The following is a 26,175-nucleotide window of genomic DNA, read 5'->3' as shown; positions in this document are numbered from 1 at the left end:
AAATCGAAATTCCGAATTCCGAAATAATAAGAAATGATTAAGACCACTAACATTCATAAAGTTTTTAACTCCGGCAAGCCAAACCAGGTAAATGCAGTTAACGGCATCGACATAAAAATAGACACGGAAGAGTTTTTGGTGATCGTGGGGGCTAATGGTTCCGGAAAAACAACTTTGCTGGATTTGGTTGCAGGGAGTGTTTTTCCAACATCCGGGAGTGTCAGCATTGATGATGAGAATGTGACCAAATTGCCTGATTATAAGCGCAGCAAATGGATAGCCCGTGTTTTTCAAAACCCAATGAGCGGAACGGCATCAGATCTGAGCATTCTTGATAATTTCAGACTGGCAACTATTCGCACCAGGCCAAAAGGATTATCCATCGGTATAAACGAAACTTTTAAAAACCAGGTAAGGGAAAAGATAAGCACGCTGGGCTTAGGACTTGAAAATAAGATAGAACAGCCAATGGGCACCTTATCCGGCGGACAGCGGCAGGCTTTAACTTTGCTGATGAGTGTAATGGACAGCTGCAAAGTTTTACTGCTTGATGAGCCAACAGCAGCTCTCGATCCAAGATCTGCCGAAATAGTAATGCGTACTGCTGATGAACTGATAAAAGATTACAGGCTAACTTCAATATTGATTACCCACAACTTAAAAGATGCCTATAATTATGGCAGCCGCATCATATTAATGGGAGAGGGGCAAATACAAAAAGACCTGGATATAAAAGAGAAACAAGCTTTAAAGCAGACCGATCTGTTTGATTGGTTCTCGTAAATCGGGCTCAAGAATCGAGAGGTCAAGAGCCAGGAAAGGCAAAAGAGAAAAATGAAAAAGATCAGGAATATAGGATTTGCATTTCTTAGATCTTGATTCTTAATTCTTACTATCTTGCCTCTTGTTCCCCCTCCCCCTAAAAGGGGGATTTTCGCATATTCGTTTCACATCCTGCCAAATATTCAGGTCTCTCCAATATTTAAATAATATTATATTTCTATCTTGCATTAAAATAAATTTTCTATTCAATAATGAAATACACTAAGTTAACCTTATCACTCTTGTTGTGTGCCGGTATTTATACATCGCATGCGCAAAACACAGAAGAGCCTAAATCCAATTATGATCAGCATAAAATATTCAATCCTTTGTTTTATCCTGAAAAAGGAAACGAGTTTCGCACTGCCGGTGGCGCCCCTGGTGCTAAATACTGGCAAAACCGCGCCGATTATAAGTTGAACGTTACTTTGGATACCGCTAAACATAGCGTAACAGGCACCACACTTATCACTTATACCAATAATAGTCCTGATCCACTTGGTTTTTTGTGGCTGCAGGTTGACCAGAATATTTATAAAGCAGACTCACGCGGGGAAGCTACCAGTCCTGTTGAAGGTGGCAGGTTCAATAACAAAACATTTACCCAGGGCGATGAGATCAGAGGTGTTTATATTATAAAAAATGGCAAGGCCGAGAAGGTTGATTACCTGGTAACAGATACCCGCCTGCAAATAAAGCTGAAAGATACGCTAAGAGCAGGCGGAGCCAAAACCCAGATAAAGATAGATTATAAGTTTGATGTACCTGAATATGGAACGGACAGAATGGGCCGCAAACTCACCAAAAATGGCTGGATCTATGAAATAGCACAATGGTACCCGCGCATGGAGGTTTATGATGATGTTACCGGCTGGAACGTTATTCCTTATATGGGAGCATCTGAGTTTTACCTGGAATATGGTAACTTTGATTATACTATTACTGCACCTGCCAACCTGGTTGTGGTAGGATCCGGCGAGCTACTAAACCCCGCCGAGGTTTTCTCGCCGAAAATTATGAGTCGCATGAATGCAGCTAAAGCCAGCGATAAAACGGTAATGATAAAAGATTCTGTTGATCTTACTGGTAGCGATTCATATCCTAAAAAAGCAAGCCTTACCTGGCATTTCTTCTGCAAAAATGCACGTGATGTATCGTGGGCAGCTTCAAAGGCGTTTTTGTGGGATGCTGCACGTATAAACCTGCCGAGCGGAAAAAAAGCGCTTGCACAATCTGTTTATCCTATTGAAAGCAAAGGAATGAACGCATGGAGCCGCTCAACAGAATATGTTAAAGGATGTATTGAGTTATACTCGAACGAGTGGTTTGAATATACTTACCCTGTTGCAACCAACGTTGCCGGCATTGTAGGTGGTATGGAATATCCGGGGATTGTGTTTTGCGGAATGCAGAATACAGCAGGCAGTTTATGGGAGGTTACCAATCACGAATTTGGCCACAATTGGTTCCCGATGATAGTAGGTTCAAACGAGCGTAAATACGCCTGGATGGATGAGGGCTTTAATACCTTTATAAATAAAGTTGATACTAAAGTATTTAATAATGGCGAATACTTTGAACCTGCTGATGCGCAAAAGGCAGCTCCTGCGATGTTTTCACCTGGTGCTGACCCTATTATGAGCACCCCTGATGTTATTCAGCCGGACTATTTAGGCTATGCAGCTTATGAAAAACCGGCAATGGGCTTAACCATATTACGCGAGCAGATATTAGGAGAAAAACGTTTTGATTATGCTTTTAAAACCTACATTAAACGCTGGGCATTTAAGCATCCTACTCCATGGGATTTTTTCCACTCCATGGATAATGCTGCCGGCGAAGACCTGAGCTGGTTTTGGAATGAATGGTTTACAACCACTTTAAAATTGGATCAGTCGGTAAAGGCAATTGATTATATTGATAATGACCCATCAAAAGGTGCATTAATAACAATTGAGAATTTAGAAGGCATGGCTTTGCCGGTAACCTTAGCTGTTAAAGAAGAAAATGGCAATAGCAGCACCGTTAAATTACCTGCCGAGATTTGGCAGCGTGGCGGAACATGGACATTTGCATATAAATCGACCTCGAAAATTACTTTTGCCACGCTTGACCCTGACCATGCTTTACCGGATGTAAATACACAAAACAACGCATTGAGCGGCATTTCAATGGCAAAGGGAGTAACGGTTGCATCTGTTGTTAAAACTTATTTTGATGCAATAGGTGGCGAGCAAAAATTAAAAGATGTAAATGATCTGACAATAACAGCAGAAGGTACTGTACAGGGTTATACGTTTTTAAAGGTGAGTAAATATAAAGCACCGGATAAGCTTGCAATGGATGTTACGGTGCCTAAGTATAATAATTTTAGCCTGACACATATTGTTATAGATGGTGATAGCATAAACTTTAAGCAAAACGGCAGAATTGCTCCACTCAATGATAAAACCGAAAGAGGCACGGTTAAAGCCCGGTATAAGGTTTTCCCTGAACTTGATTTTAATAAAACAGGTTATACAGCAATGCTTGATACCAGCTACAAAGTTGTTAATGGACAATTGGCCTATATGATTTCAGTAACCTCTCCGGATAACGTTACTGTAAAATATTTTTACGACCAGAAAACAGGCTTAAAGGTTCAGCAATTTACGGATGTGCCAAATGCAACTGTAATGGAATTTAGCGACTACCAAAATATAAACACAGGGATCAAATTACCATTTACTGAAATGAATAGCGTTAATGGCCAGCCAATTCAGTTTAAAATAAAAAGTGCAGCAGCTAATACAGGGTTGACCAATAACGCTTTTACGCAATAGGTTTATTTAAGTCTGAAGTTCTTAAGTCAAAAGCCTTAAGTCAAAAAATGTGAAGCTAATCACTTTTGACTTAAGGCTTTTGCATTTTAGTTCATAAGCCATTATTTGAAATCGAGTGTTCGATATTATTAATTTAATGGTTTGGATGTTATTATTTAATTAATGTCTAAAGGAAGTACAGCGGGAAATGTTTGATTTTATGACAGTTATAATTGTAATATTTATATTGCCATCAAAATTGATCAACCAAAAATCAGAGTTTGCGATAATCAGCAAACAAATATTAACTTCACGCCAAAATTTTGGCTATGCCTAAACGTATACTTACATTAGTTTTTTGCTTATTCCTTTTTACCGAAGCCTTTGCTCAAAAAGGTGGTTTAATATATTACCTTAAAAACTCCGGTAAACTTGTTTCAACAAAAGATAGTGCCGATTACTCAATGGTGGTTTTACCGCCTGATACTGGTGTTGATAAAAATTTATATGTAGTTTACGAGTACTATCCTAATGGGAAGGTTAAGTTAATTACCAATTCAAAAACAAATGATATCAATTTACAATACGAAGGGAGATATATAGGGTATTTTCCTAATGGGCGGAAAAAAAGCACCGGCAGCTTTGAGAATGGAAATCCCATTGGACATGATATTGAATATTATCCTAATGGAAAAATTTATATTACTAAAAATTATTTGCCTGATGGTAAGGTCTTCTTTGGAGATTGCAGAGATTCAATAGGCAATGTGTTAACTGAAAATGGGAATGGCAAGTGGGTTCAATACAATAGTGATTTCACTAAAGTTATTGCTGAAGGCAATGTTGAGAATGGCAAAGAAGAAGGTGAGTGGCATGGAAGTGTTAACACTGATGTGAATTTTAAAACTTTGTATCATCAGGGCGATGTTGTAAGCTTGGATACATTTGATAAGCCAGGAGCTGATTCAGCATTTACTAAAGTTGAAGTTGTTCCGGAATTTCCGGGGGGTAGAGAAGCATTGTTGAGGTTTCTTGGTCGTACCATTCGCTATCCTGTAGATGCTAGAAAGGGAAACATTCAAGGTAAGGTAATTATAAGTTTTGTTATAGAAAAAGACGGTACTTTAACAAACCTTAAAGTTTCTAAAGGGGTAGATAAAATTATAGATGACGAAGCATTGAGAGTAATAAAATTATCTCCTCCATGGAGTCCTGGACTTACAAATGGCAAACCTGTTCGGGTAGTATATACGATACCTATATCTTTTGCTTTATCAAATTAAGATTCTTGAATTAATGAATATCCCAACTAGAGTTATTCCTGTTTTAAATAATGAGTAAAAAAGGCCGGTAAAAATACTAAGGGCTTTTCGTTACGCCGACGCAAAAGTTTTATAAATACAGGTTTATCCTTTTACCTATAATCGCCCTCATGGTTTTTACATGTTCGGGATTTACTCAAAATCCGTGAAAAGTACCTGCGCTAAATTGCGCAGGTATGATCTGCTGAAGATTTTGGAAATATGAGCACTATTACTTAATTCTTTTTACCTTAATGGCATTTAGCCCTTTTTGCCCCTGCTCCGTTTCAAACGTAACTTTATCGTTTTCCTGAACCGCCTCTTCTAATGCATTGATGTGAACAAAAATACTTTCCTGGCTTTGCAGGTCTTTAATAAACCCATATCCTTTTGATTCATTAAAAAATGAAACTACCCCTTGTCTGATCAGATCTTCGGGGGGCAGGTTTCCTTGCTTGGGCACCGAGATCTGGATATCTTCCGTTATGATCTTTCTTTTTTTGGAAGGATCTGGCGGCGTAGATGAAATATTACCGTTATCATCGATATAAGCCATCATATCTTCCAGGCTTTTGCCTTTAACAGAATTCTCCTTCCTTTCTTCTGCCTTTTCTTTTTTATCCTGTTGCTTTTTGAATTTCTTCTTTTCTCTTTCCTTTTTGCTAAAGGTTTCTACTGATCTGCCCATGGTTTAATATACGTATTTTTAATCAATTAAACAAAAATTTTGCCAACTATTTATTGATGGTGTTCTCCGAACCAGTCAGAAGATTTATTTAATGAACGAGTTTCTGTGGTTTTTAATTTTATATATCTGATAATCAGAGGGGATTAACTTTTAGCTATTTTGCTTTTTGCTACAATAAAAAAGGCTTCCATCAAATAACGAAAGCCTTTTATTGTATTAAAAGTGTTTATTAAATCACGCCGGTATCAACCAAAACCTGGTTCATATTACGTACTGCATCAGCGCTTTTGTTGAACTCAGCCTGTTCAGCATCGCTTAATTTAAAGTCAAGGATCTTTTCAAAACCGCCTTTGCCAATGATAACAGGGACAACTAAAGAGATATCTTTTTGTCCGTATTCGCCATCAAGGGCAACACCGCACGAGATCAGTTTTTTCTCATCACGTACAATGCTTTCAACCATTGCCGCAGTGCCAGCGCCCGGTGCGTACCATGCGGATGTACCAATAAGTTTGGTTAAAGTGGCGCCGCCAACCATTGTTGCTGCAACAACTTTATCCTGTTGCTCTTTGCTTAATAATTGAGTTACCGGGATGCTGTTCCATGTAGCATGGTTAATTAACGGGATCATGGTGGTATCGCCATGACCGCCGATAACAACAGCGTTCAGGTCAGCAGGTGAGCAGCCTAATTCCTGGCTCAGGTAATATTTAAACCTGGATGAATCTAAAGCGCCGCCCATACCTAAAATACGGTTCTTAGGTAACCCCGAAGTTTTAAGGGTAAGGTAGTTCATTGTATCCATTGGGTTCGAAACCACAATGATTATGGTGTTTGGAGAGTATTTAAGAATATTTTCGGTAACGCTTTTTACAATATTGGCGTTTGTGCCGATAAGCTCTTCGCGGGTCATTCCGGGTTTGCGGGGCAAGCCGGAAGTGATTACCACTACTTCTGAATCAGCAGTAGCCGCATAATCATTGGTAACCCCTTTAATTTTAGTATCAAAGCCTAAAAGGGCAGATGTTTGCATCATGTCGATAGCCTTGCCTTCGGCAAAGCCTTCGCGGATGTCTAATAATATAAGTTCTTCGGCCAATTCTTTCCTGGCGATATTATCCGCGCAGGTAGCGCCTACAGCTCCGGCACCAACAACAGTTATTTTCATGATATTTAGTTTGTTTTTATTTTGCTATGAAGCTATTATGAGCGTTGGTTTATTTGTTTGCTGCTCATAATGGTTTCATGATATTTAATTTGTTTTTTAACTTGCCATGAAGCTATTATGAGCATTTGTTTTTTGTATACTGCTCATAATGGATTCATACTATTTGATTTTCATAGATAGAAAATTAAACTGGCCGAAGATAGATATTTATATTTTTTCCTGTGTAAAAAATGTGCAATATGTGGTGGGGATTTCAGAAGCCGGAATTTTTCATCGCTGTTTTGTTTTTCAGTGTGTGTCCAAGAAGGCTTCGCCGTTTCGATTTCGGAATTTTTTAACTTTTGACTGGGCTGCCTTCACTTATCGAATAAACAAATCGGTTAATGCTTTGTATTTCAAATATAAATCTAAATGTGATGAAAATCAACACCCTTGCTTTATTTGGACTTGTAATAATTGCATTAGCTGCCTGTAATCACTCAAAGCCTAAGCCAATTTCAAAAGATATAACCAAAACTACTGTTGCAATAAACGGCAAAAAAGACAGCGTTATAAATAATCCGCAAAAGAACTATGGAAACGCAACAGTTTCTGAACCCTGTGTAAAATGCTTGCTGCAGGTCGTTCAAAATACCGGCAGCTTTAAAAAACTAGCTACCTCAATACCTCAGGAACGTATCATCTACAATGTAAACTGGATCACTTCATCAAAACCATTGGATTTGGGCAACGGAAGTAAAATAATCAATGGCATGGAGATAAATGTGAACCAAAAAACGGGAGGTGTTATAAAAACACTAACCATCTACGTATATAATAATGCGGAAGGAAAATTTTATTCATCAAATAAGTCGAAAAGCTTTCATCCTGATGAAAATGTTAGCGACGCTTCATTAAAAAAGATCAGGAATAGTTGTTTTTGGGGTGTAGCATCAAACAAATAAGCTTTTACTATTATTGTCATTCGTTACAATGATTGTTTTATTGCAAGCAGCCTTTGCTTTTTTAGATCGTTTTTTAATCCATTGTTAATAAGTGCAGCAATGTTTCTTGTTTTTTAGTCATTTTCACACTGTAAATGCGTGTTTTTGAAAAAATTTAGAATTTTTTCAACATTTTATAATGAAATTTGTAAAAATAATTTAAATTCGCACCAATATTTGTAGATAACGCTACAAAAAATAAGATTTCAACCCTATATTATAAATTCAGTAAACAATGGCAACTAAACTCGAGTACATTTGGCTTGATGGCTACAAACCAACACAAAGCCTGCGCAGTAAAACAAAAATTGAAAAAGATTTCAGCGGTAAATTAGAAGATTGCCCAAATTGGAGCTTTGACGGTTCTTCAACCGAGCAGGCACCAGGCGGATCATCTGATTGCGTTTTGAAACCTGTTTTTATTTGTAAAGATCCGGGAAGGCTTGATGCTTACCTTGTAATGTGCGAAGTACTTGATTCAACCGGCAAACCTCATGAGTCAAACGGTCGTGCTTTGATCCAGGATGATGATAATGATTTTTGGTTTGGTTTTGAGCAGGAATATTTTTTATGGGATCCTGAAACAAACAAACCGCTTGGTTTTCCGGCTGGTGGCTACCCTGGCCCGCAAGGTCCTTACTACTGTTCAGTTGGTGCAAACAATGCTTACGGACGTGATATTGTTGAAGAGCATTTAGATACTTGCCTTGAAGCAGGCTTAAATGTTGAAGGTATCAACGCTGAGGTTGCTGCTGGTCAATGGGAATTCCAGATCTTTGCAAAAGGCGCCAAAGAAGCTGGTGATCAAATTTGGGTTGCACGTTACTTGCTTGAAAGAATTGGTGAATCACATGGTGTTTCTATCAACTGGCATTGCAAACCATTGGGTGAATTAGACTGGAATGGTTCAGGCATGCACGCTAACTTCTCAAATACAACTTTAAGAACTGCTGGCAGCAAAGAAACTTACGATAAAATTTGCGAGGCTTTCCGCCCTGCTGTTGCTGAATGTATAGCCGTTTATGGCGCACATAATGAGCTGCGTTTAACCGGTAAACACGAAACTGCTTCTATCCATGATTACAGCTATGGTGTATCAGATCGTGGTGCTTCTATCCGTATCCCGCTGTACACTGTACAAAAAGGCTGGAATGGTTACCTGGAAGATCGTCGCCCTAACTCGGCTGCTGATCCATACAAAGTAGCTGCTGTTATTATCAAAACGGTAAAGTCTGCCAAACTTTAATTTCCTAACTAAACTAATATGTTCCTATCCCCTGGCTTTAAAACGCCGGGGGATTTTTTTTGCATTTTTCCATTTCAACGGATTAAAATCCGTTGCTACAAGATTGGCCGAGGCTACGCCTCTGATTTTTTCTGAACTATGAACTGTCAACAAACCAGACTTACGATAAATACTTGCCGGATTTAATCAATCTTAATCCATCAATAGGTAAATTATATAAATACACCCAGCACTCAACTGGTTCCTTATCCGTTTCAGCAGTTATAAGCTTTCTGGTAAATAAATTTGGCTGCTGTTGATCTGGCCCGAAACCTTCATAGTCATCTAATCGTTCCAACACCTCGTCCGGATTGTTAACCACTAATATTTTACCATAGACATAATTTATTGCATCTGATATGGCTCCCGGATATTCCCCAATATCATAAAGCAGGCCTTTAAACTTTCCATCAGCATAAAAACAACACATGGCATTTAAGTATGCGCCAAACTCATTCTGCTTATTTAACAGGGTGCCGTAAACGAATAAATATGGATTGGTTTTTGCCATTGTTAATAACAAATGTAATAGAGACGCAGCGCATTACCTATCTGCCCTACAAACATTTTTTTATTGTTTAACGCATTACGTTTATCTTGCTTAAATTGCTCCGTCAATTATTCTACGTTATGAATGAAGATCAGATCAAATCCTACCTTAAGGAAAATGATATAAAAAAGATAAAATTCGCTTTTGCCGATATTGACGGTATTTTGCGGGGTAAAGTTATCCACCCAAAAAAGTTTGTTGATGGCCTGGAGGATGGCTTTGGTTTTTGCGATGTTGTTTGGGGATGGGATAGCAGTGATGCCTGCTATGATAATGTGAAGCTTACCGGCTGGCACACCGGCTACCCTGATCAGATGTGCCGGATTGATCTGTCTACTTTCAGAACCGTGCCATGGGACGAAAATATCCCTTTCTTTTTGGGTGATTTTAGCAAGGCTGATGGAAACGATCTGCCCGCTTGCGGACGCAGCCTGTTAAAACGGATTGCTAAACAGTGCGAAGACCTGGGATATCACCCGGAATTTGCACAAGAGTTTGAGTGGTTTAACTTTAGGGAAACGGCGCAAACATTAAAGGATAAAAGCTTTACCAACATGGGCAGCCTTACACCGGGCATGTTTGGCTATTCTATATTACGCACTTCGTTAAACGATCAGTTTTATAATGACCTGTTTGATCTGCTCCTTCAGTTTAATATACCCCTGGAAGGCTTGCATACCGAAACTGGTCCGGGAGTATATGAGGCCGCTATCTTACACGATCATGTTGTGGAAGCTGCCGATAAAGCGGTTTTATTTAAAACTGCGGTAAAAGAGATAGCCAATAAACATGGCATTATGGCAAGCTTTATGGCCAAATGGAACGAAAATCTCCCGGGTTGCAGCGGCCACATTCACCAAAGCTTGTGGACTAAAGATCAATCAAAAAATCTTTTTTATAGTGCTGATGATGAATATAATATGAGCGACTTACATAAGCATTATCTTGCAGGGCAACTGCATTGTCTGCCGCGGATCTTGCCCATGTTTGCACCAACAATAAACAGTTACAAACGTTTGGTGGAGGGTGCCTGGGCACCTACTACAGTTACATGGGGTATTGATAACCGCACAACGGCACTGAGGGTTATTCACACATCAGAAAATTATACCCGCCTGGAAACACGCATCCCCGGATCAGATACAAACCCTTATCTTGCTATGGCTGCAGCTTTGGCATCCGGCTTATATGGTATAAAAAATAAATTGCCTTTAAATATTCCGGCAACAGTTGGTAATGGTTACCAGGATAAAAGGAATGGCAGCCTTTCTTCAAACCTTTACGATGCAACAATGATTATGAAGGAATCTGCTATTGCAAAAGAATTATTTGGCGAAGCGTTTGTTGACCATTTTACAAATACCCGTATATGGGAATGCCGCCAGTTTGGTAAAAGTGTAACTGATTGGGAGTTGAAGCGGTATTTTGAGATTATCTGAATCGGGATTAAGGGATTTTATGGATTAATCGGATAATGAGTAAAGTGTTCATAAACAGTTTATTTTTAATGTCATTGAATTAGCATAAGGTATTAATTATTTAGAAGCATATAATATGGAAATTGGCTTACTTTTGAACTTTGGAAGTAAATCGCTTGCATTTAAAAGGCTGTTGAATAAAAAATACAAACCCTAAAATCATCCGAAAAATCTGTTAATCCGCTTAATCCCGGTTCAGATAATATAATAATTAAATAAAAAATACATTGACGACTATACATATTGCCGAGCTTGAGCAACCTATTAAATCAAAAGCAAAGGCACTTACAAAACTTGATTATAACTTTATCCTGCAGAAAGCCTGGGAAGGCTATGATGCATCAAAATCTATAAAAGAAATTGAGGATATCAGCGCAATGGTTTCAACAAACCATGTGTTTCGGATCACGTTTCATGATGATGATATTATTATTGCCAAGCTATCATACTTTGGTAAATACGAGCATTTTAAGGAAGATCACCGCATTATCCATAGTTTATCAAACAACCTGCTTTACCCGTTTGAAAACCTGCTGGCAAAATCGTTATTAAAAAACAACAGGGTTTACATCTATCGGTATAAGCAGGGTAAAACCGATGCCTGGGTGGTGTTCTATAATCCAACCCGCATATTGGAGCGTTTGCCGAGGCGGTTGGAAGAACATCATATCATAAAACTTGGTCAGCAGGTAGGGCGTTTTCATAAAGCCTGTTCAAGGGCAAAAAATGTATTACCAAAATCATCAAAAACCCTCAGGACCGATATTTTTTTATTGCAGAAGGAGTTAGAAACCAATGAAAAACAGTTTGGCTCGGCTATGCAGGTTGATTTCCTGAAATACCATTGTGATCTGTTCCTCAAAAACAGGTCGAAATATAATATGAGCTCATTTGAGATCATTCCTGTTTTCATTGACTGGAACATTGGGAATTTTTCGGTAACCCCTGACCTTGAACTCTATTCCCGATGGGATTACGACTGGTTCCGGATGAGCTACCGGATCCTTGATTTTTACTTTTTTAGCCGGGTATGCTCAGACAGGGGCGACCGTACCGTATTCAGCTATGTGATCACAACCATGATGGAAGACAGGTTTATCCTGTTTTTAAAAGAGTATCATAAAATAAATCCCATAACCGCTGATGAGATCCGGTTTTTAAAAGAAGCTTATCGCTTTTTTATATTAAATTACGTGATTAAAGATGGCAAGTACTTTTTTAATGAGCAATACGCCACAAAATTGCAATCCGAAGCATTTGAGATCTATTTGCCATCAGTCGACAGAGATTTTGATGCAGAGAAGATAATTGAAGCGCTGGGGCTGTAGTAATTAGTTGATTAAGTTGATTGAGAGAGTGGTTGATTGAGTTAGCCAGAAAGTCAGCAAAGTCCGGAAGTCCGAAAGAAAAAGAATTTAATTAGTTTACTCAATGCAATCCTTGTAACTCAATCAACATAGTCAACCCAATCTAACTTAATCAACCAAAACTCACATGAAACGCATTGAAAACTTTAAATCCATAATTGATAAGTACGAGATAATATTTTTTGACGCATTTGGTGTAATTAAAACCTACCAGGGATTGGTGCCGGGTATTCAAAAAACATTTGAATACCTTGAAGCGCAGGGAAAAGAATATTACATTGTTACCAATGATGCCTCGCGAAGCCCGGTACAACTGGCCGAAAGCTATCACAGGAGTGGTCTAAAACATATTACTCATGATCGCATTATTTCGTCAGGGATGCTTACCAAAGAATACCTGGACCTTAAAGTTGATGATGGAATTGTTGCATTTTTAGGAACCCCTGAATCCTCCCATTATATTGACAGCTCCGGCTTGCACACCTTACCGGTTAATGAAATTAACATGGATAATATTGATAAAGTTAACGCTATGGTTTTTTTAGACGATGAGGGTTTTAACTGGTGCGATGACCTGAATAAAACAGTTAACATCCTGCGCAAAAGAACAATCCCCGTAATAGTTGCCAATACTGACAGGGCCTATCCGGTATCATTAAGCGACGTTGGTATTGCAATAGGCGGTATTGCGGCCATGATAGAAAGTATAATAGGTAAACAATTTATCAGGTTTGGTAAGCCGGATTCACAAATGTTTATGTTCGCTTATGACCTGATCCGCGAGTACCGCTCGATAAACAAAAAGCAGATAGTAATGGTAGGGGATACACTGCAAACCGATATTTTAGGCGGCAATAAATTTGGTTTGGATACGGTACTCGTACTCTCGGGCAATACGCTGCCAAAGGACGCTGAAAACAGGATAACATCAACGGGAATTGTGCCAACTTACATCTGCGATACGGCAGTAGTTGAACTTGGTGAGTTGGGGTTTTAAGCAGAAAATTCAAAATTTATCGCGTTTTAAAAAATAAAAACTACCTTTAAATCTCAAACCCTAAATTTCAAGACCAAATTATAGCACTTGGTTATATTTATGAAACAACTTTTAAATGTATTTTTAACAGTTTTACTTTTTAATTCTGTATTGGCTCAACCTGTTGCTAAAAAAGAGTTTACTAACCCGTTATTGCCTTCAGGCGCTGATCCATGGGTTATTTATCATGCCGGTTATTATTACTACACCAATTCAATGGGCGACAGGCTTATTTTATACAAAACCAAAAACATAGCCGATCTGAAATCAGCACAAAACAAAATAGTTTGGATGCCACCACCTAATACATCATACTCAAAGGAGCTTTGGGCACCAGAATTGCATTTTATCAATAATAAATGGTATATGTATTTTGCTGCTGACGATGGTAATAACAATAACCACAGGTTGTATGTGCTGGAAAATTCATCAGCCGATCCTTTACAGGGCGAATGGAGTTTTAAAGGTAAGCTGACAGACCCAACGGATAAATGGGCTATTGACGCTTCGGTATTTGAAAATAAAGGAAGGCTGTATTTAATATGGGCCGGCTGGGAAGGTGATGAAAATGGTCAGCAAAATATTTATATCGCGCAGCTAAAAAATCCATGGACAATTGGCAGCAAACGCGTAAAAATCTCAAGCCCGGTTTACGATTGGGAAAAGTACGGTGATTTGGGCGCTAACAGCAACCCACCGCACGTAAATGTAAACGAGGGGCCGGAGATTTTAAAGCATAAAGACAAATTGTTTTTAGTTTATTCAGCCAGCGGGTGTTGGACAGATTATTATGCCCTGGGAATGCTTAGCACGTCAACAAATAAAAACCTGCTGGATTCTGCTTCATGGACAAAATCCAATGTTCCTGTTTTTAAACAATCGCCGCAAAATGCGGTGTATGCGCCGGGTCATAATTCATTTTTTAAGTCGCCGGACGGGAGAGAGGATTGGATCTTGTATCATGCCAATTCACAACCCGGACAGGGCTGCGGTAAAGAACGGTCGCCAAGAATGCAGCGATTTACATGGAAAAAAGATGGGACACCAGATTTTGGAATTCCTGTTAAGGAAGGTGTTTATTTAAAGATACCATCCCAATAATGAATAATAAACAATTATACATATGAGATTTAAAAGTCTATTTGCACTCGGGATACTGTTAACATTTACATCATCCACACTTATCGCACAAAAAACAATTGCAACTGGTGTATGGTCTGCCGAAAAAGCAAACGCCTGGTATGCACAGCATAAGTGGATAAATGGTGCTAATTTTTCCCCAAGCACTGCCATTAACCAGTTAGAAATGTGGCAGGCAGATACTTTTGACCCTGAAACAATCGATCGCGAGTTAGGATATGCAGAAGGTATTGGATTTAATGCCATGCGGGTGTTTTTGCACAGCGTTGCCTGGAAGGAAGACCCCAAGGGGTTTAAATCAAGGATGAATAAATATCTAGCTATCGCTGACAAGCACCAGATCCAAACCATTTTTGTGTTTTTTGACGACTGCTGGAACCCAAACGCCAAACCAGGCAAACAACCTGAACCAAAGCCGGGCATCCATAATTCAGGCTGGATGCAGGATCCGGGAAAGCCGCTAAATAAACCTGCTGACTTTTTGGAACTAAAAGCCTATGTTGATGATATATTAAGATCCTTTAAACATGATAAGCGCATTTTGTTATGGGATTTATATAATGAACCCGGCAATGGCGATAAAAACAAAATATCATCAAGGCTTTTACCAAAAGTGTTTGCCTGGGCACACGCTGCAAACCCCGATCAGCCGGTAAGCTCGGGTATGTGGAACTGGAATCTGGAAACGCTTAATAAAATACAGATCCAAAATTCTGATGTAATAACTTACCATTGTTATGATTCGCCCGAATTGCATGAACGCGTGGTGAAATTATTAAAATTGAACAACCGCCCGGTTATCTGTACCGAATATATGGCCCGACTGCGCAACAGCACTTTTGAAAATACAATGCCAATGCTAAAAAAAGAAAACGTGGGCGCAATAAACTGGGGTTTTGTTAGTGGTAAAACAAATACCATATATGCCTGGGACACGCCAATGCCTGATGGCGCTGAACCAAAAGTATGGTTTCATGATATTTTTCGTAAAGATGGAAAGCCGTTTAAGCAGGAAGAAGTTGATTTGATTAAACAATTAAACAGTAAATAACCATTAAACCTAAATAAAACCAATTATTAAATTTGCCACTATATGAATCTTGTATTTAGAAACATCTCAGCAATTATTTTACCTGTCTGCATACTTTCTGTAGCGGCCTGTAACCAATCTTCAACCAATAAAAAAACAACATCTATGACCGACAGTACTTCACATGCGGCTTTGCCGGATACAGCGGCCTACGCAAAAACTATTAACGGGAAACAAACTCACTTGTATATTTTAAAAAATAAAAACGGTATGGAAGCCGCCATAACCAACTATGGTGGCAGGGTGGTAAGCATATTAGTGCCTGATAAAGATGGTAAGCAAACGGATGTTGTTTTGGGATTTGATAGTGTAGGCGGTTTTCAGAAATCAACAGAGCGTTATTATGGAGCAACCATTGGCAGGTACGGTAACCGTATTGCTAAAGGCAAGTTTAAGATTGATGGAAAAGAATACCAATCAACTATAAATAATGCCCCCAATATGCTTCACGGTGGTAAAAACGGTTTCCAGGAAATGGTTTGGGATGCAAAGCTGGTTGACCCGGCTACCCTGGAGCTAAGTTATGCGTCAAAAGATATGGAAGAAGGCTTTCCCGGCAATTTAAAGGTGAAAGTAACATACTCTCTTACTGATGATAATTCGCTTAAGTGTGATTATGAGGCTACAACAGATAAAACAACGGTTGTAAATTTAACAAACCACGCATTTTTTAATTTGAATGGCGAAGGCAGCGGCACCATATTGGATCATACATTACAGGTTGATGCTGATAAATACGTGCCTGTAGATTCTACATTGATCCCTTTAGGCAAAATTGAAACAGTTGCCAATACACCGTTTGATTTCGGCAAACCAAAAACCATTGGCAGCCGCATAAATGATGACAACCAGCAATTAAAGAACGGTAAAGGATATGACCATAACTTTGTGCTGAACAAACATGATATTACAACACCAATAGCTACAATTATTGGGGACAAAAGTGGTATAAAAATGGAAATATTTACCGAAGAGCCGGGTTTGCAATTTTATAGCGGTAACTTTATGAAAGGCCTTAATGCAATGAAAGGCGGAAAAAAAGATGAGTACCGTACTTCATTCGCACTGGAAACACAACATTTTCCTGATTCGCCAAATCAGCCATCATTTCCGTCAACTTTATTGAAACCAGGGCAGACTTATAAAACACAATCGAGCTATAAGTTTTCGGTTGTAAAATAAAGATCTTAGATTTTAAAAAGGGGACAAAACTCTCAGTGGTCTTTGTGCATCCTCTGTGAACTTTGCGGTAAAAAATAACCACAGAGAACGCTATGGATGCGCTGAGATCACGGAGATTTATATGGTACCCGATTAATTTTCCTTGCCAAAATCCTTCAACTGCTCAAAATCATCAAGGGTATCAATATCTATATTTCCCAGCGGGAATGGGACGGTTGTGATATGAGTTTCATGTTTTAAAATTAGATTTTTTGCACCGTCATTACCCTGCAGTAAAAGCAGTTCAGGAAAATAATGGCTATCGAAAAAGGCAGGTGGGCCGATTCCTCTGTTATATGCACATACAACGATACTCTTTTTAGTAGTTGATAATTTTAGCTGATTGAGTAACTCCGCATCAACAAAAGGCTGGTCGCAAAGCATCAATATTACTGAATTTATTTTAACATGGTTTTTCTGCAAGTGCACTACCCCCAGGCGTATTGAAGATGACATGCCTTCCTGCCAATTCTCATTATAAACTATATTAACCGGCAAGTTTTCAATAGTGGGCTTTATTATTCCGGCATTTCCGCCTAACATTACAATAACGGGATGGCAAACGGTAGCCAATGCCGATTTTATGGTTCGTTGGAGTAACGTTTGGCCTTCATAAACCAGGTTTTGCTTGGGTGTGCCCAATCTGACTGATATGCCTGCGGCTAGAATGATAATCCCGGTCATTTAATTGAAGGATTTAATTTTAGCAACCTGACTAACCGGCTCCGCATGACGATTGTGGACAACTGTTTTATCTCTTAGTGAACTTACTGATCTTTTATTTAATACAGCCTGTATTTCTGCAATTATAGATAAAGCTATCTCATCCGAATTTTCTGAACCGATATCAATCCCTGCCGGACCATAAATGCTTTTTAATTGCTCAGGTGTAATATTCATTCCTTCATCCTGCAGTTCATCCAGCATTCGTTGTAATCTCTTTTTGGGGCCAAGTGAAGCCACATAAGGCAGTTGCAGTGGCAATAGCTGGCGTAGCATGGCCATATCGTAGTTGTAGTTATGGGTCATTAATACAACTACCGTTCGTTCATCAAATGTAATTTGGGAAAGGGCCTGGTCTGGTTTGGCAATAATTATCATTTTTGCCTGCGGGAAGCGTTCCGGTACCGCATAATTTGCCCTGCCGTCAACCAGGGTTACATGCCACCCTAAAACCGATGCTAACTGAACCATTGGGATGGCATCATTACCGGCGCCAAAAATTATCAGCGAAACGGCTGGCTGCAAAAGCTCGATAAAACAAGTATATCCATTTCCGTAAACGTAGGTTTTGGTTACGGAATTGCCATTTTTTAATACATCCTTTGCATCGGTAAACAAAACATCTTTAATTTCATCATCAGGGATCGATCCCTGGGTATATTCATCAGCCGTCATTAATAAGCAGGTACCTGGTTGAGATGCCTGCCTGTTATTCAATAAAAATAAAGTTATCAGTACTACGGGCTCTCTTTTGCTTAAAAAACGCTTGAATAAATTAATTGGAGAATTTTCATTCTCCGGAAATATTGGCTCTATCAGAATATGAATAATACCATTACAACCCAGGCCGACGCCAAATTTGGCATCGTCATCATCGGTAGTATCATAAGTAACCAGCATAGGTTTGTTTTGGGCCATTGCCAGGCGGGCTTTGCGTAAAGCATCGCCTTCCAAACAGCCGCCGCTGATTGCCCCGGTTAATTGACCGTCTTCTGTAACCAGCATGCGTGCACCGGCACGCCGGTAAGATGAACCTTCAACCAGCACAACTGTAGCCAAAGCAGTTTGCTTACCTGCTTTAGCAGCGGTATCAAATGCGTTTATTATGTCATGTAATTCTTTCAAACGGAATGATGTTATTAACAAATATAGGTCAATACGTTAAATATTGGCATTAATTGCCCTTTATAAATTCATAAATTTGTAAATAATATGTTATACAAAAAGTACATTTAAAAAACATTGTGCCAGCTTGTATTATTTACCTTTACACAGGCAAGACCAAATTGGCATGATTGCCGTTTTATTTAAAATTTATAGGAAGTAAAATAATTGTTAACAGATAATCACGGACGGAAAATTAATTACCTGCGGCTTGCGGTAACAGACAGGTGTAACCTGCGTTGTTTTTATTGCATGCCCGAGGACGGGTTGAACTGGCTATCGCGATCAGCTCTCATGACCTATGAAGAAATGCTGCAAAGCTGCTCTTTATTGGTAAAAATGGGTATTGAAAAGATAAGAATAACCGGGGGCGAGCCTTTTGTGCGCAAAGACATCATGAAGTTTTTGACTTCGCTTTCTGAATTGCAGGGGTTAAAGGAGCTAACATTAACTACCAATGGCGTTTTAACTGCACCGCATGTTGCGGAATTAAAAAGAATAGGAGTAAGTTCAGTAAACCTTAGTTTGGATACGCTGGATGCCGGCAGATTTTTTAGCATCACTAAGCGGGATGAATTTTCAAATGTAATGGCAACGTTTGACGAGCTTTTAAAACAGGGTATTGATGTTAAGATAAACGCGGTAGTGATGGATGGTAAAAATACCCAGGACATTATTCCATTAATTGAACTGACGAAAAAACTACCCGTGAGTGTACGATTTATTGAAGAGATGCCATTTAATGGCGACGATCATGTGTATACAGGCCTAAAATGGGATTATATACGCATTCTTGAGGAGATAAAGGGCGCTTTTGCTGATATAAAAAAGCTGGATGACCCACTGTATTCAACATCGTACAATTACCAGGTTCCGGGGTATATGGGAAGTATAGGTATCATTGCCGCATACTCCCGCACATTTTGCGGAAGCTGTAACCGCATTCGTATTACTCCGGAAGGTGAGTTGAAAACTTGCCTTTATGATAATGGGGTGATGAATATTAAAGATCAGTTACGACAAGGCATTAGCGAAGATAATTTAAAACTGATGTTGTTAAACACTTTTAACAGCAGGGCGAAGAATGGTTGGGAGGCTGAACGCCAAAGGGCCAAAAGCCAGGGTGTGCATGAGTCAATGGCCACGATAGGGGGTTAATTAATTAAAAATATAAAAAACGGGATATGACTACTGTTGAAGAGGCCGAAAAAATAATTCTTGCAGAGGCAACAGATTACGGTGCAGAAATTATCCCGTTTGAGCTTGCCCTTGGAAGAACGTTGGCTGAAAACATTAAGGCTGACCGCGACCTTCCGCCATTTAACAGGGTAACAATGGATGGAATAGCAGTTAATTACAATGCTATTGAAGCCGGCATAAGCACATTTAAAATTAAAGCAACCCAGGCAGCCGGTGATGAACCTGTTGATATTGAAGAGCATAATGAATGTATTGAGATAATGACCGGCGCGATGCTCCCCTCATCAGCAGATACCATTGTCCGTTATGAAGACCTTGTGCTTCGGGCAGGTTTGGCTACACTGGTAACCCAGGAGATAAAAAGAGGCCAAAACATTCACTATAAGGGGAAAGACAAAAAACATAATGATCAGGTGGCCGGTATAGGTCAAATAATAACGCCAGCTTTAATAAGTATGATTGCGTCAGTTGGCGAAACTGAATTAAGAGTTAAGAAGTTGCCTCGTGTTGCTATCCTTTCATCGGGAGATGAATTGGTAGAAGTAGATCAAACCCCATCACCATATCAAATAAGACGATCAAATAATTATACGGTTAAAGCTGTTTTGAAGCAGCACCACATAGAGGCCGATATGCTGCACCTTCCTGATGACCCGGAGGTTATAAAGAAACAAATAAAAACCTGCCTCGAAAATTATGATGTGCTATTACTTAGTGGTGGTATCTCAATGGGCAAGTTTGATCATATTCCGCATACCCTGGAACAGTTAAAGGTTGAGCAGCTTTTTTATAAAGTTCAGCAGCGGCCCGGCAAACCATTTTGGTTTGGTAAACATAATAAGCGGCCGTTAGTATTTGCATTTCCAGGTAACCCGGTAGCTACCTTTATGTGCCTGCACAGGTATTTTTTACCGTGGTTAAATGCTTCGCTCGGAAAAGAACAAGGACCGCAATTATTTGCTGTTTTAAATAACCGGGTAAGCTTTCATCACCCATTAAAATATTTCTTACAGGTAAAGTTGCATTATAACGAGTATTGCCAGTTAGTAGCAACTCCCGTTGAAGGAAATGGGTCAGGCGATTTTGCTAACTTAACCGACGCAGATGCATTTATGGAATTACCTTTGGAGAGAAATGAGTTTAAAAAGGGAGAGGTGTTCAGGATATGGCAATTTTGAACTATGATTTTCAGGATTAAAAGATGAATAAGATACCTAACGGTTAATCAGGCAATCTTCTAATCTTAAAAATTAAGGTTCAGAAAAATCTGTGAAATCAAAAATCAATCAGTGAAATCAAAAAATGATCACACACTTAGATAATAAAGGTAATCCTGCAATGGTAGATGTAACAGAGAAATCCGTTACTCATCGTACAGCTGTTGCCCGTAGTATAGTTTCGTTGCCTGAAGAAGTATTGACGCACCTGACTGACGGCGACCTGCAAACAAAAAAAGGCTCAGTGTTTCAGATAGCGATAATTGCGGGTATTATGGCAGCAAAAAAAACAGGTGACCTCATTCCCCTGTGCCATCCGCTGGGTTTGGATAATTGTAATATTGCCATTAGTCTGAATGAAAAACAGGAAGTGGTTATTGAGTGCACTGCGAGTATAACTGCTAAAACCGGCGTTGAAATGGAGGCTTTGATTGGAGCATCTATAGCTGCCTTAACTGTTTATGATATGTGCAAAGCCATGAGCCACGATATTGTTATTACAGAAACAAAGCTGATTGAAAAAACCGGAGGTAAACGTGATTTCAAAAGAGCATAATAAACATACTAAGCTGGCCAGGCCTGCATTCGGTACATTTAACAGGAATGAATGGGCAATAGTTGGGGGGCCGTGTACAGCAATAAAGTTACTGGCCGATCAGGTAATTAATGCTTTATCTGCCCGTTATAAATGCGCTTATATTGATACTGCACATAACGATGATATTACCGTAATGCCCGGACGCCTGGCAAATGGCGCTGTCCTGGATTATACCGATCAAATTAATCACCGGCAGCTAAATTATAGTACTGATTTTAACAGCTTTAAATTGAGGGATACATTTGCAGCAGTTGATGTTGTATTGGCAAACGGTAATCATCATCAATGTAGGGCACAGGTGGTTATCATTAGCGAAAATAAAAGGGCGTCGTTACAAAAACGTACAGATCAGTTGACCAATGTACAAATGTTTTTACTGGCAGAGAATACAAATGAAGTTTTTGATTTTATAAAGGAAGCAATCCCGAATTGGACGCAAATTCCCCTTTACAAGGTTGATGATATTGAAAACATAACCGCATTTTTCAAGGCCCAAATGCAGCAGGCGAAACCGGAAATAAACGGATTAGTGCTGGCAGGTGGTAAAAGTCAGCGGATGGGTTTTGATAAAGGTGCAGTTAACTGGCATGGCAAGGAGCAACGATATTATATGGCAGATCTGTTAAGAACGTTTTGCAAAGATGTATTCATTTCATGCCGTGCCCAGCAGCAAAAAGAAATTGATAATGCATATTTAAGTTTAACTGATACCTTTAGTGATTTGGGCCCTTATGGCGCTATCTTATCTGCATTCAGGGAAAAACCGGATAGTGCCTGGTTGGTTATTGCCTGTGATCTGCCTTTAATGGATGAAAATACTTTGCAATATTTAGTTGATTATCGTGATGTATCATCTGTTGCTACTGCTTACCAAAGCCCTGCCGATGAATTTCCTGAACCGTTAATAACCATTTGGGAGCCTAAGAGTTACCCGGTATTATTGTCGTTTTTGGCACAGGGGTATTCTTGTCCGCGTAAGGTTTTAATAAATAGTGATGTAACTTTGCTGAATGCTTTAAATCCGGAAGCACTTACCAATGTAAATACCCCTGACGAACTTGAACGAATAAAAAGAGTATTGCATCAAAAAATAGCCGCAGAATGAAACCAGACTTTTTAAGATATAGCTGCCAGATTGCTTTGCCCGGTTTTAATGAACAAACTCAAAACCTGTTGCAAAATTCGAGGGTATTGGTTGTAGGGGCAGGGGGACTTGGCTGCCCGGCTGCACAATATTTGGCCGCCGAAGGGATTGGTACATTAGGAATTGCCGATTTTGATACAATATCTGATCTTAACTTACATCGCCAGATTTTATATACACCAGCCGATCATGGGCAAAAGAAAGTAGTTGTTGCCTGTGATAGACTGCAAAAACAAAACCCGGGAATAAAATTAGTGCCGCATGATGTAAGGATTACCTCGCAGAATGTTATGGAGCTTATTTCGGGTTATGATATTATTGTTGACGGGACAGACAATTTTGAAACCCGGTATTTATTAAATGATGCTGCTGTAATTAAAGGTATTCCATTGGTTTATGGGGCTATTTACCAATTTGAAGGTCAGGTAGCAGTTTGGAATGTAATAGATGATTACGGAAAGAGATCACCCAATTACCGCGACCTTTTCCCAAAGGTTGACGCCTCACAGATTCCAAATTGCACAGAAGGTGGTGTTATACCTACCATTGCCGGTATAATCGGATGTATCCAGGCAAACGAGGTTATTAAGTATATAACCCAAATTGGTGAATTGTTAGCCGGAAAAATTCTGGTATTTGACGCACAAACCCTGCAAAGCCGCATTATAAAGATTAGCGATGCAACCCATACTAATATAACAAAGCTGATTGAAACAGTAAGTTCTCCAACCATTTCGGCTGTTGATCTGAAAATAGAGATTGCTCAAAATTTAATCCAACTTGTAGACGTAAGAACAGAAGAGGAGCGGGAAGCATTTAATATAGGAGGTGAGCATATCCCTATAGCGGATTTAGTTGCCCATATTGAGTCGATCGCAAAAAATACAAAAACAGTTTTTTATTGTGCATCCGGAAAACGAAGCGCCGAAGCTGTAAAAATTGTAAAAAGTAAATTCCATAATGCTAATGTATTTTCTTTAGAAGGCGGATTGAGAGAATGGCCGGAGTTTGAAGATTAGAAGAAACTTCATCACCATAAAAGAACTAATCTCTAATCCCCAGTTTCTAATCTCTAGCCTACGGATGCGCTGCTACCCAAACTTCCCCATCCTCAAAGATCTCTTTTTTCCATATCGGTACAGTTTGCTTTAAAGTATCAATAATATACCTGCAGGCATCAAAAGCTGCGGCACGGTGAGCTGCTGATACTGCAATAACTACAGGTACTTCCCCAACTTCCAGCACACCGGTGCGGTGATGAATAAGCACCTTTTGAACCGGCCATTTCTCAAAAGCTTGTTTGGCAATCTTTTCCATTTCAGCTATAGCCATTGGCTCATATGCTTCAAACTCAAGTTTGATAACTCTTTTGCCTTTTGTTGCATTGCGAACTGTGCCAATGAATACATCTATCCCTCCTGATTCAGGCGACATGACCCAATCGATGGCGGATTGAATATTGAGGGGCGAGGAGAATATTTCGATTTGTGTAGTCAAAAGCTTAATAATTAGGTTCCCCGTTGTCTGTGTCCTCACGGACAACTAATTTATATTTCCGGATTTTCTGTGAGGACACATATAATGGAAAATTGAGCGATTTTTATCCTCCGCTTACCGGTGGTATAATCGCAATCTCATCTCTTTCATGCAAACTATCACCAGGTAAAGCATACTCATTATTTACAGCCACCATGTACGATGCCAACTGTTTCAATCGTGGGTATTGTTGTTCAAGTAGGTATTTTAAATTATAAACTGTAGCATCATTTGTTAATTCCAAATTAACCGACGTACCCCCGAATATTTCCTTTGCAATGCCAAACGCCAGAATTTTAATCTTCATGCCTCAAAATTAAGGTAAAATCCTTATAAATACATTTTGCATGGTTGAAATATTTGAACTTATATTTAACTAAAAACAATCTTAAACAACATTCGTTTTTATATAATAAAATGAAATAAACATGAGATATTTATCTCACGTTTCATATCTCAAATCTCATGTCTGCAATTAAAAGGATTCCGGTAATAAAGGTAAACGAAGCTGAAAGCATTGAAGCTACAGATGCTCTTGCTATTGAGGAACCATTAGAGATCCGATTGGAATCTATACTAAATGGTGAACCTAAAGTTCAAAATGTTTCGGTTACTATGCGCACGCCGGGCAATGATGCAGAGCTTGCCGCAGGCTTTCTGTTTACGGAGGGTATTATCAAAAACTTTGATGATATAGCCAATATAGACCATTGTTTTATTGCCTGTGCAGAGAACAAGGAGAACGTGATAAAGGTAAGGTTAAATGAAGGCGTAACCCCAAATTTGCAAAATACAGAACGCAATTTTTATACTACATCAAGCTGTGGCGTGTGCGGAAAAGGCTCTATCAATGCCATTCGTACTGTGGGTTCCTTTGTTCAGCAAAAAGAAAACAACACTTCAATTAACAGCGAATTGTTGCATAAATTGCCTGGAATTTTAAGAGATCAGCAGCAGGTTTTTGCCGAAACAGGCGGATTGCACGCTTCGGCTTTATTCAATCTTGGTGGCAAATTGCTTTTAGTTCGGGAGGATGTAGGGCGGCACAATGCATTGGATAAGCTAATAGGCGCCGCGCTCAAAAAAAGCTGGTTGCCCTTAAATAATCACCTATTGCTTTTAAGCGGCCGGGCAAGCTTTGAGCTTGTTCAAAAGGCGGTAATGGCGGGCATTAAAATTATTGCAGCGGTAGGCGCTCCATCCAGCCTGGCAGTTGAGCTGGCTAAAGAATTTGATATAACATTAGCCGGTTTTTTACGAAACCAGCGTTTTAATATTTATACGGCGGATCACCGCATTTTATTCCCAATACATGAAAATTCGAATTAAAAGTAATTCAGTCAGGTACCGGCTTACCCGTTCGGATGTAGCAGGTTTGGTTGAGAATGGATATCTTGAAGATAGCGTAAATTTCGGCGCTCAAAAGCTTGTTTACGCTTTGAAAATTATGGATGAGGGCCAACTATCTGCGGGATTTAATGATAACACTGTTACATTATTTATGCCCGGGAATATGATCAGTGAACTGGCTGAAACCGATAAAGTAGGTTTTGAAAATAATAATGGCGAACTGTACTTACTGGTTGAAAAAGATTTTACTTGCCTGGATAGTGTAGCCGAAGATCAGAGCGATAATTACCCAAATCCTTTAACGGAGAAATAA

Annotated in this window: 25 protein-coding genes; 18 read left to right on the top strand and 7 right to left on the bottom strand. The window is 39.3% G+C overall.

Annotated features, from left to right (window positions below; genetic code table 11):
• The first annotated feature begins 33 nt into the window (after positions 1-33).
• The 3 genes from JWQ54_RS05960 to JWQ54_RS05950 all read left to right on the top strand — a co-directional run bounded on the left by JWQ54_RS05960 (position 34) and on the right by JWQ54_RS05950 (position 4,906).
• Positions 34-783 (top strand): ABC transporter ATP-binding protein, encoded by a 750-nt coding sequence (locus JWQ54_RS05960; RefSeq protein ID WP_299581579.1) that lies wholly within the window; start codon positions 34-36, stop codon positions 781-783.
• Positions 784-1,034: 251 nt separating this feature from the next.
• Positions 1,035-3,644, top strand: a complete 2,610-nt coding sequence (locus tag JWQ54_RS05955; RefSeq protein WP_299581578.1) for a M1 family metallopeptidase — start codon at positions 1,035-1,037, stop codon at positions 3,642-3,644.
• 308 nt (positions 3,645-3,952) lie between these two features.
• The gene (locus tag JWQ54_RS05950; RefSeq protein WP_299581577.1) at positions 3,953-4,906 is read left to right on the top strand and encodes an energy transducer TonB; all 954 of its coding nucleotides are present in this window, start codon (positions 3,953-3,955) and stop codon (positions 4,904-4,906) included.
• A 250-nt stretch (positions 4,907-5,156) separates the two neighbouring features.
• Here the strand turns inward: JWQ54_RS05950 and JWQ54_RS05945 are convergent, their stop codons facing one another.
• Positions 5,157-5,612 carry a cold-shock protein gene (locus tag JWQ54_RS05945; RefSeq protein ID WP_299581576.1) on the bottom strand — a complete coding sequence of 152 codons (456 nt, stop codon included), beginning with the start codon at positions 5,610-5,612 and terminating at the stop codon, positions 5,157-5,159.
• Positions 5,613-5,841: 229 nt separating this feature from the next.
• A complete protein-coding gene (mdh, locus tag JWQ54_RS05940) occupies positions 5,842-6,780 on the bottom strand; it encodes a malate dehydrogenase (RefSeq protein WP_299581574.1) in 939 nt (312 codons plus the stop codon).
• 416 nt (positions 6,781-7,196) lie between these two features.
• Here mdh and JWQ54_RS05935 point away from each other — a divergent pair, with 416 nt between their 5' ends.
• Both JWQ54_RS05935 and JWQ54_RS05930 read left to right on the top strand, forming a co-directional pair.
• Positions 7,197-7,724, top strand: coding sequence for a hypothetical protein (locus JWQ54_RS05935; RefSeq protein WP_299581573.1), 528 nt, complete (start codon positions 7,197-7,199; stop codon positions 7,722-7,724).
• 274 nt (positions 7,725-7,998) lie between these two features.
• Entirely contained in the window at positions 7,999-9,009 is a 1,011-nt protein-coding gene (locus JWQ54_RS05930) for a glutamine synthetase beta-grasp domain-containing protein (protein ID WP_299581572.1), read from the top strand.
• Positions 9,010-9,169: 160 nt separating this feature from the next.
• Here the strand turns inward: JWQ54_RS05930 and JWQ54_RS05925 are convergent, their stop codons facing one another.
• A complete protein-coding gene (locus JWQ54_RS05925; RefSeq protein WP_299581571.1) occupies positions 9,170-9,559 on the bottom strand; it encodes a gamma-glutamylcyclotransferase in 390 nt (129 codons plus the stop codon).
• Between the two features lie 119 nt (positions 9,560-9,678).
• On the opposite strand from JWQ54_RS05925, the gene JWQ54_RS05920 reads away from it, so the two are divergent.
• The 6 genes from JWQ54_RS05920 to JWQ54_RS05895 all read left to right on the top strand — a co-directional run bounded on the left by JWQ54_RS05920 (position 9,679) and on the right by JWQ54_RS05895 (position 16,891).
• The gene (locus tag JWQ54_RS05920) at positions 9,679-11,037 is read left to right on the top strand and encodes a glutamine synthetase family protein (RefSeq protein WP_299581570.1); all 1,359 of its coding nucleotides are present in this window, start codon (positions 9,679-9,681) and stop codon (positions 11,035-11,037) included.
• Between the two features lie 266 nt (positions 11,038-11,303).
• Positions 11,304-12,404: a hypothetical protein gene (locus JWQ54_RS05915; protein ID WP_299581569.1), complete on the top strand. Its 1,101-nt coding sequence runs from the start codon at positions 11,304-11,306 to the stop codon at positions 12,402-12,404.
• Positions 12,405-12,570: 166 nt separating this feature from the next.
• Positions 12,571-13,440 (top strand): TIGR01459 family HAD-type hydrolase, encoded by an 870-nt coding sequence (locus JWQ54_RS05910; protein ID WP_299581568.1) that lies wholly within the window; start codon positions 12,571-12,573, stop codon positions 13,438-13,440.
• Between the two features lie 99 nt (positions 13,441-13,539).
• Positions 13,540-14,580: a glycoside hydrolase family 43 protein gene (locus JWQ54_RS05905; RefSeq protein ID WP_299581567.1), complete on the top strand. Its 1,041-nt coding sequence runs from the start codon at positions 13,540-13,542 to the stop codon at positions 14,578-14,580.
• A gap of 22 nt (positions 14,581-14,602) precedes the next feature.
• On the top strand, positions 14,603-15,670 hold the full coding sequence (locus JWQ54_RS05900; protein ID WP_299581566.1) for a 1,4-beta-xylanase: 1,068 nt from the start codon (positions 14,603-14,605) through the stop codon (positions 15,668-15,670).
• A gap of 42 nt (positions 15,671-15,712) precedes the next feature.
• Positions 15,713-16,891 (top strand): aldose epimerase family protein, encoded by a 1,179-nt coding sequence (locus JWQ54_RS05895; RefSeq protein ID WP_299581565.1) that lies wholly within the window; start codon positions 15,713-15,715, stop codon positions 16,889-16,891.
• 132 nt (positions 16,892-17,023) lie between these two features.
• Here JWQ54_RS05895 and JWQ54_RS05890 read toward each other — a convergent pair whose 3' ends face one another.
• Complete coding sequence (locus tag JWQ54_RS05890; RefSeq protein ID WP_299581564.1) at positions 17,024-17,614, bottom strand: nucleotidyltransferase family protein; 591 nt, start codon at positions 17,612-17,614, stop codon at positions 17,024-17,026.
• Complete coding sequence (locus tag JWQ54_RS05885; protein ID WP_299581563.1) at positions 17,615-18,778, bottom strand: XdhC family protein; 1,164 nt, start codon at positions 18,776-18,778, stop codon at positions 17,615-17,617.
• A gap of 207 nt (positions 18,779-18,985) precedes the next feature.
• Between JWQ54_RS05885 and moaA the strand changes: the two genes are divergently transcribed.
• From moaA to JWQ54_RS05860, 5 genes are all read left to right on the top strand, one after another.
• On the top strand, positions 18,986-19,975 hold the full coding sequence (gene moaA, locus JWQ54_RS05880; RefSeq protein ID WP_299581562.1) for a GTP 3',8-cyclase MoaA: 990 nt from the start codon (positions 18,986-18,988) through the stop codon (positions 19,973-19,975).
• 26 nt (positions 19,976-20,001) lie between these two features.
• Positions 20,002-21,195: a molybdopterin molybdotransferase MoeA gene (locus tag JWQ54_RS05875; RefSeq protein ID WP_299581561.1), complete on the top strand. Its 1,194-nt coding sequence runs from the start codon at positions 20,002-20,004 to the stop codon at positions 21,193-21,195.
• A gap of 124 nt (positions 21,196-21,319) precedes the next feature.
• Positions 21,320-21,790 (top strand): cyclic pyranopterin monophosphate synthase MoaC, encoded by a 471-nt coding sequence (gene moaC / locus JWQ54_RS05870; protein WP_299581560.1) that lies wholly within the window; start codon positions 21,320-21,322, stop codon positions 21,788-21,790.
• Complete coding sequence (locus JWQ54_RS05865) at positions 21,750-22,937, top strand: NTP transferase domain-containing protein (protein WP_299581558.1); 1,188 nt, start codon at positions 21,750-21,752, stop codon at positions 22,935-22,937. The genes moaC and JWQ54_RS05865 overlap by 41 nt, the downstream gene beginning before the upstream one ends.
• Positions 22,934-23,995, top strand: a complete 1,062-nt coding sequence (locus JWQ54_RS05860) for a HesA/MoeB/ThiF family protein (protein ID WP_299581556.1) — start codon at positions 22,934-22,936, stop codon at positions 23,993-23,995. Before JWQ54_RS05865 ends, JWQ54_RS05860 begins: the two co-directional genes overlap by 4 nt.
• Positions 23,996-24,053: 58 nt before the next feature.
• On the opposite strand, the gene JWQ54_RS05855 is transcribed toward JWQ54_RS05860, so the two are convergent.
• Entirely contained in the window at positions 24,054-24,473 is a 420-nt protein-coding gene (locus JWQ54_RS05855; protein ID WP_299581554.1) for a molybdenum cofactor biosynthesis protein MoaE, read from the bottom strand.
• 103 nt (positions 24,474-24,576) lie between these two features.
• On the bottom strand, positions 24,577-24,819 hold the full coding sequence (locus JWQ54_RS05850) for a MoaD/ThiS family protein (RefSeq protein ID WP_299581552.1): 243 nt from the start codon (positions 24,817-24,819) through the stop codon (positions 24,577-24,579).
• 158 nt (positions 24,820-24,977) lie between these two features.
• Between JWQ54_RS05850 and fdhD the strand changes: the two genes are divergently transcribed.
• On the top strand, positions 24,978-25,841 hold the full coding sequence (fdhD, locus tag JWQ54_RS05845) for a formate dehydrogenase accessory sulfurtransferase FdhD (RefSeq protein WP_299581550.1): 864 nt from the start codon (positions 24,978-24,980) through the stop codon (positions 25,839-25,841).
• Positions 25,825-26,175: a hypothetical protein gene (locus JWQ54_RS05840; RefSeq protein ID WP_299581548.1), complete on the top strand. Its 351-nt coding sequence runs from the start codon at positions 25,825-25,827 to the stop codon at positions 26,173-26,175. The genes fdhD and JWQ54_RS05840 overlap by 17 nt, the downstream gene beginning before the upstream one ends.

Source organism: Mucilaginibacter sp., from assembly GCF_028288225.1.
Lineage (GTDB): Bacteria > Bacteroidota > Bacteroidia > Sphingobacteriales > Sphingobacteriaceae > Mucilaginibacter.
The sequence above is the reverse complement of the archived record's forward strand: the minus strand, read 5'-3'. Positions and strand labels throughout refer to the sequence as shown.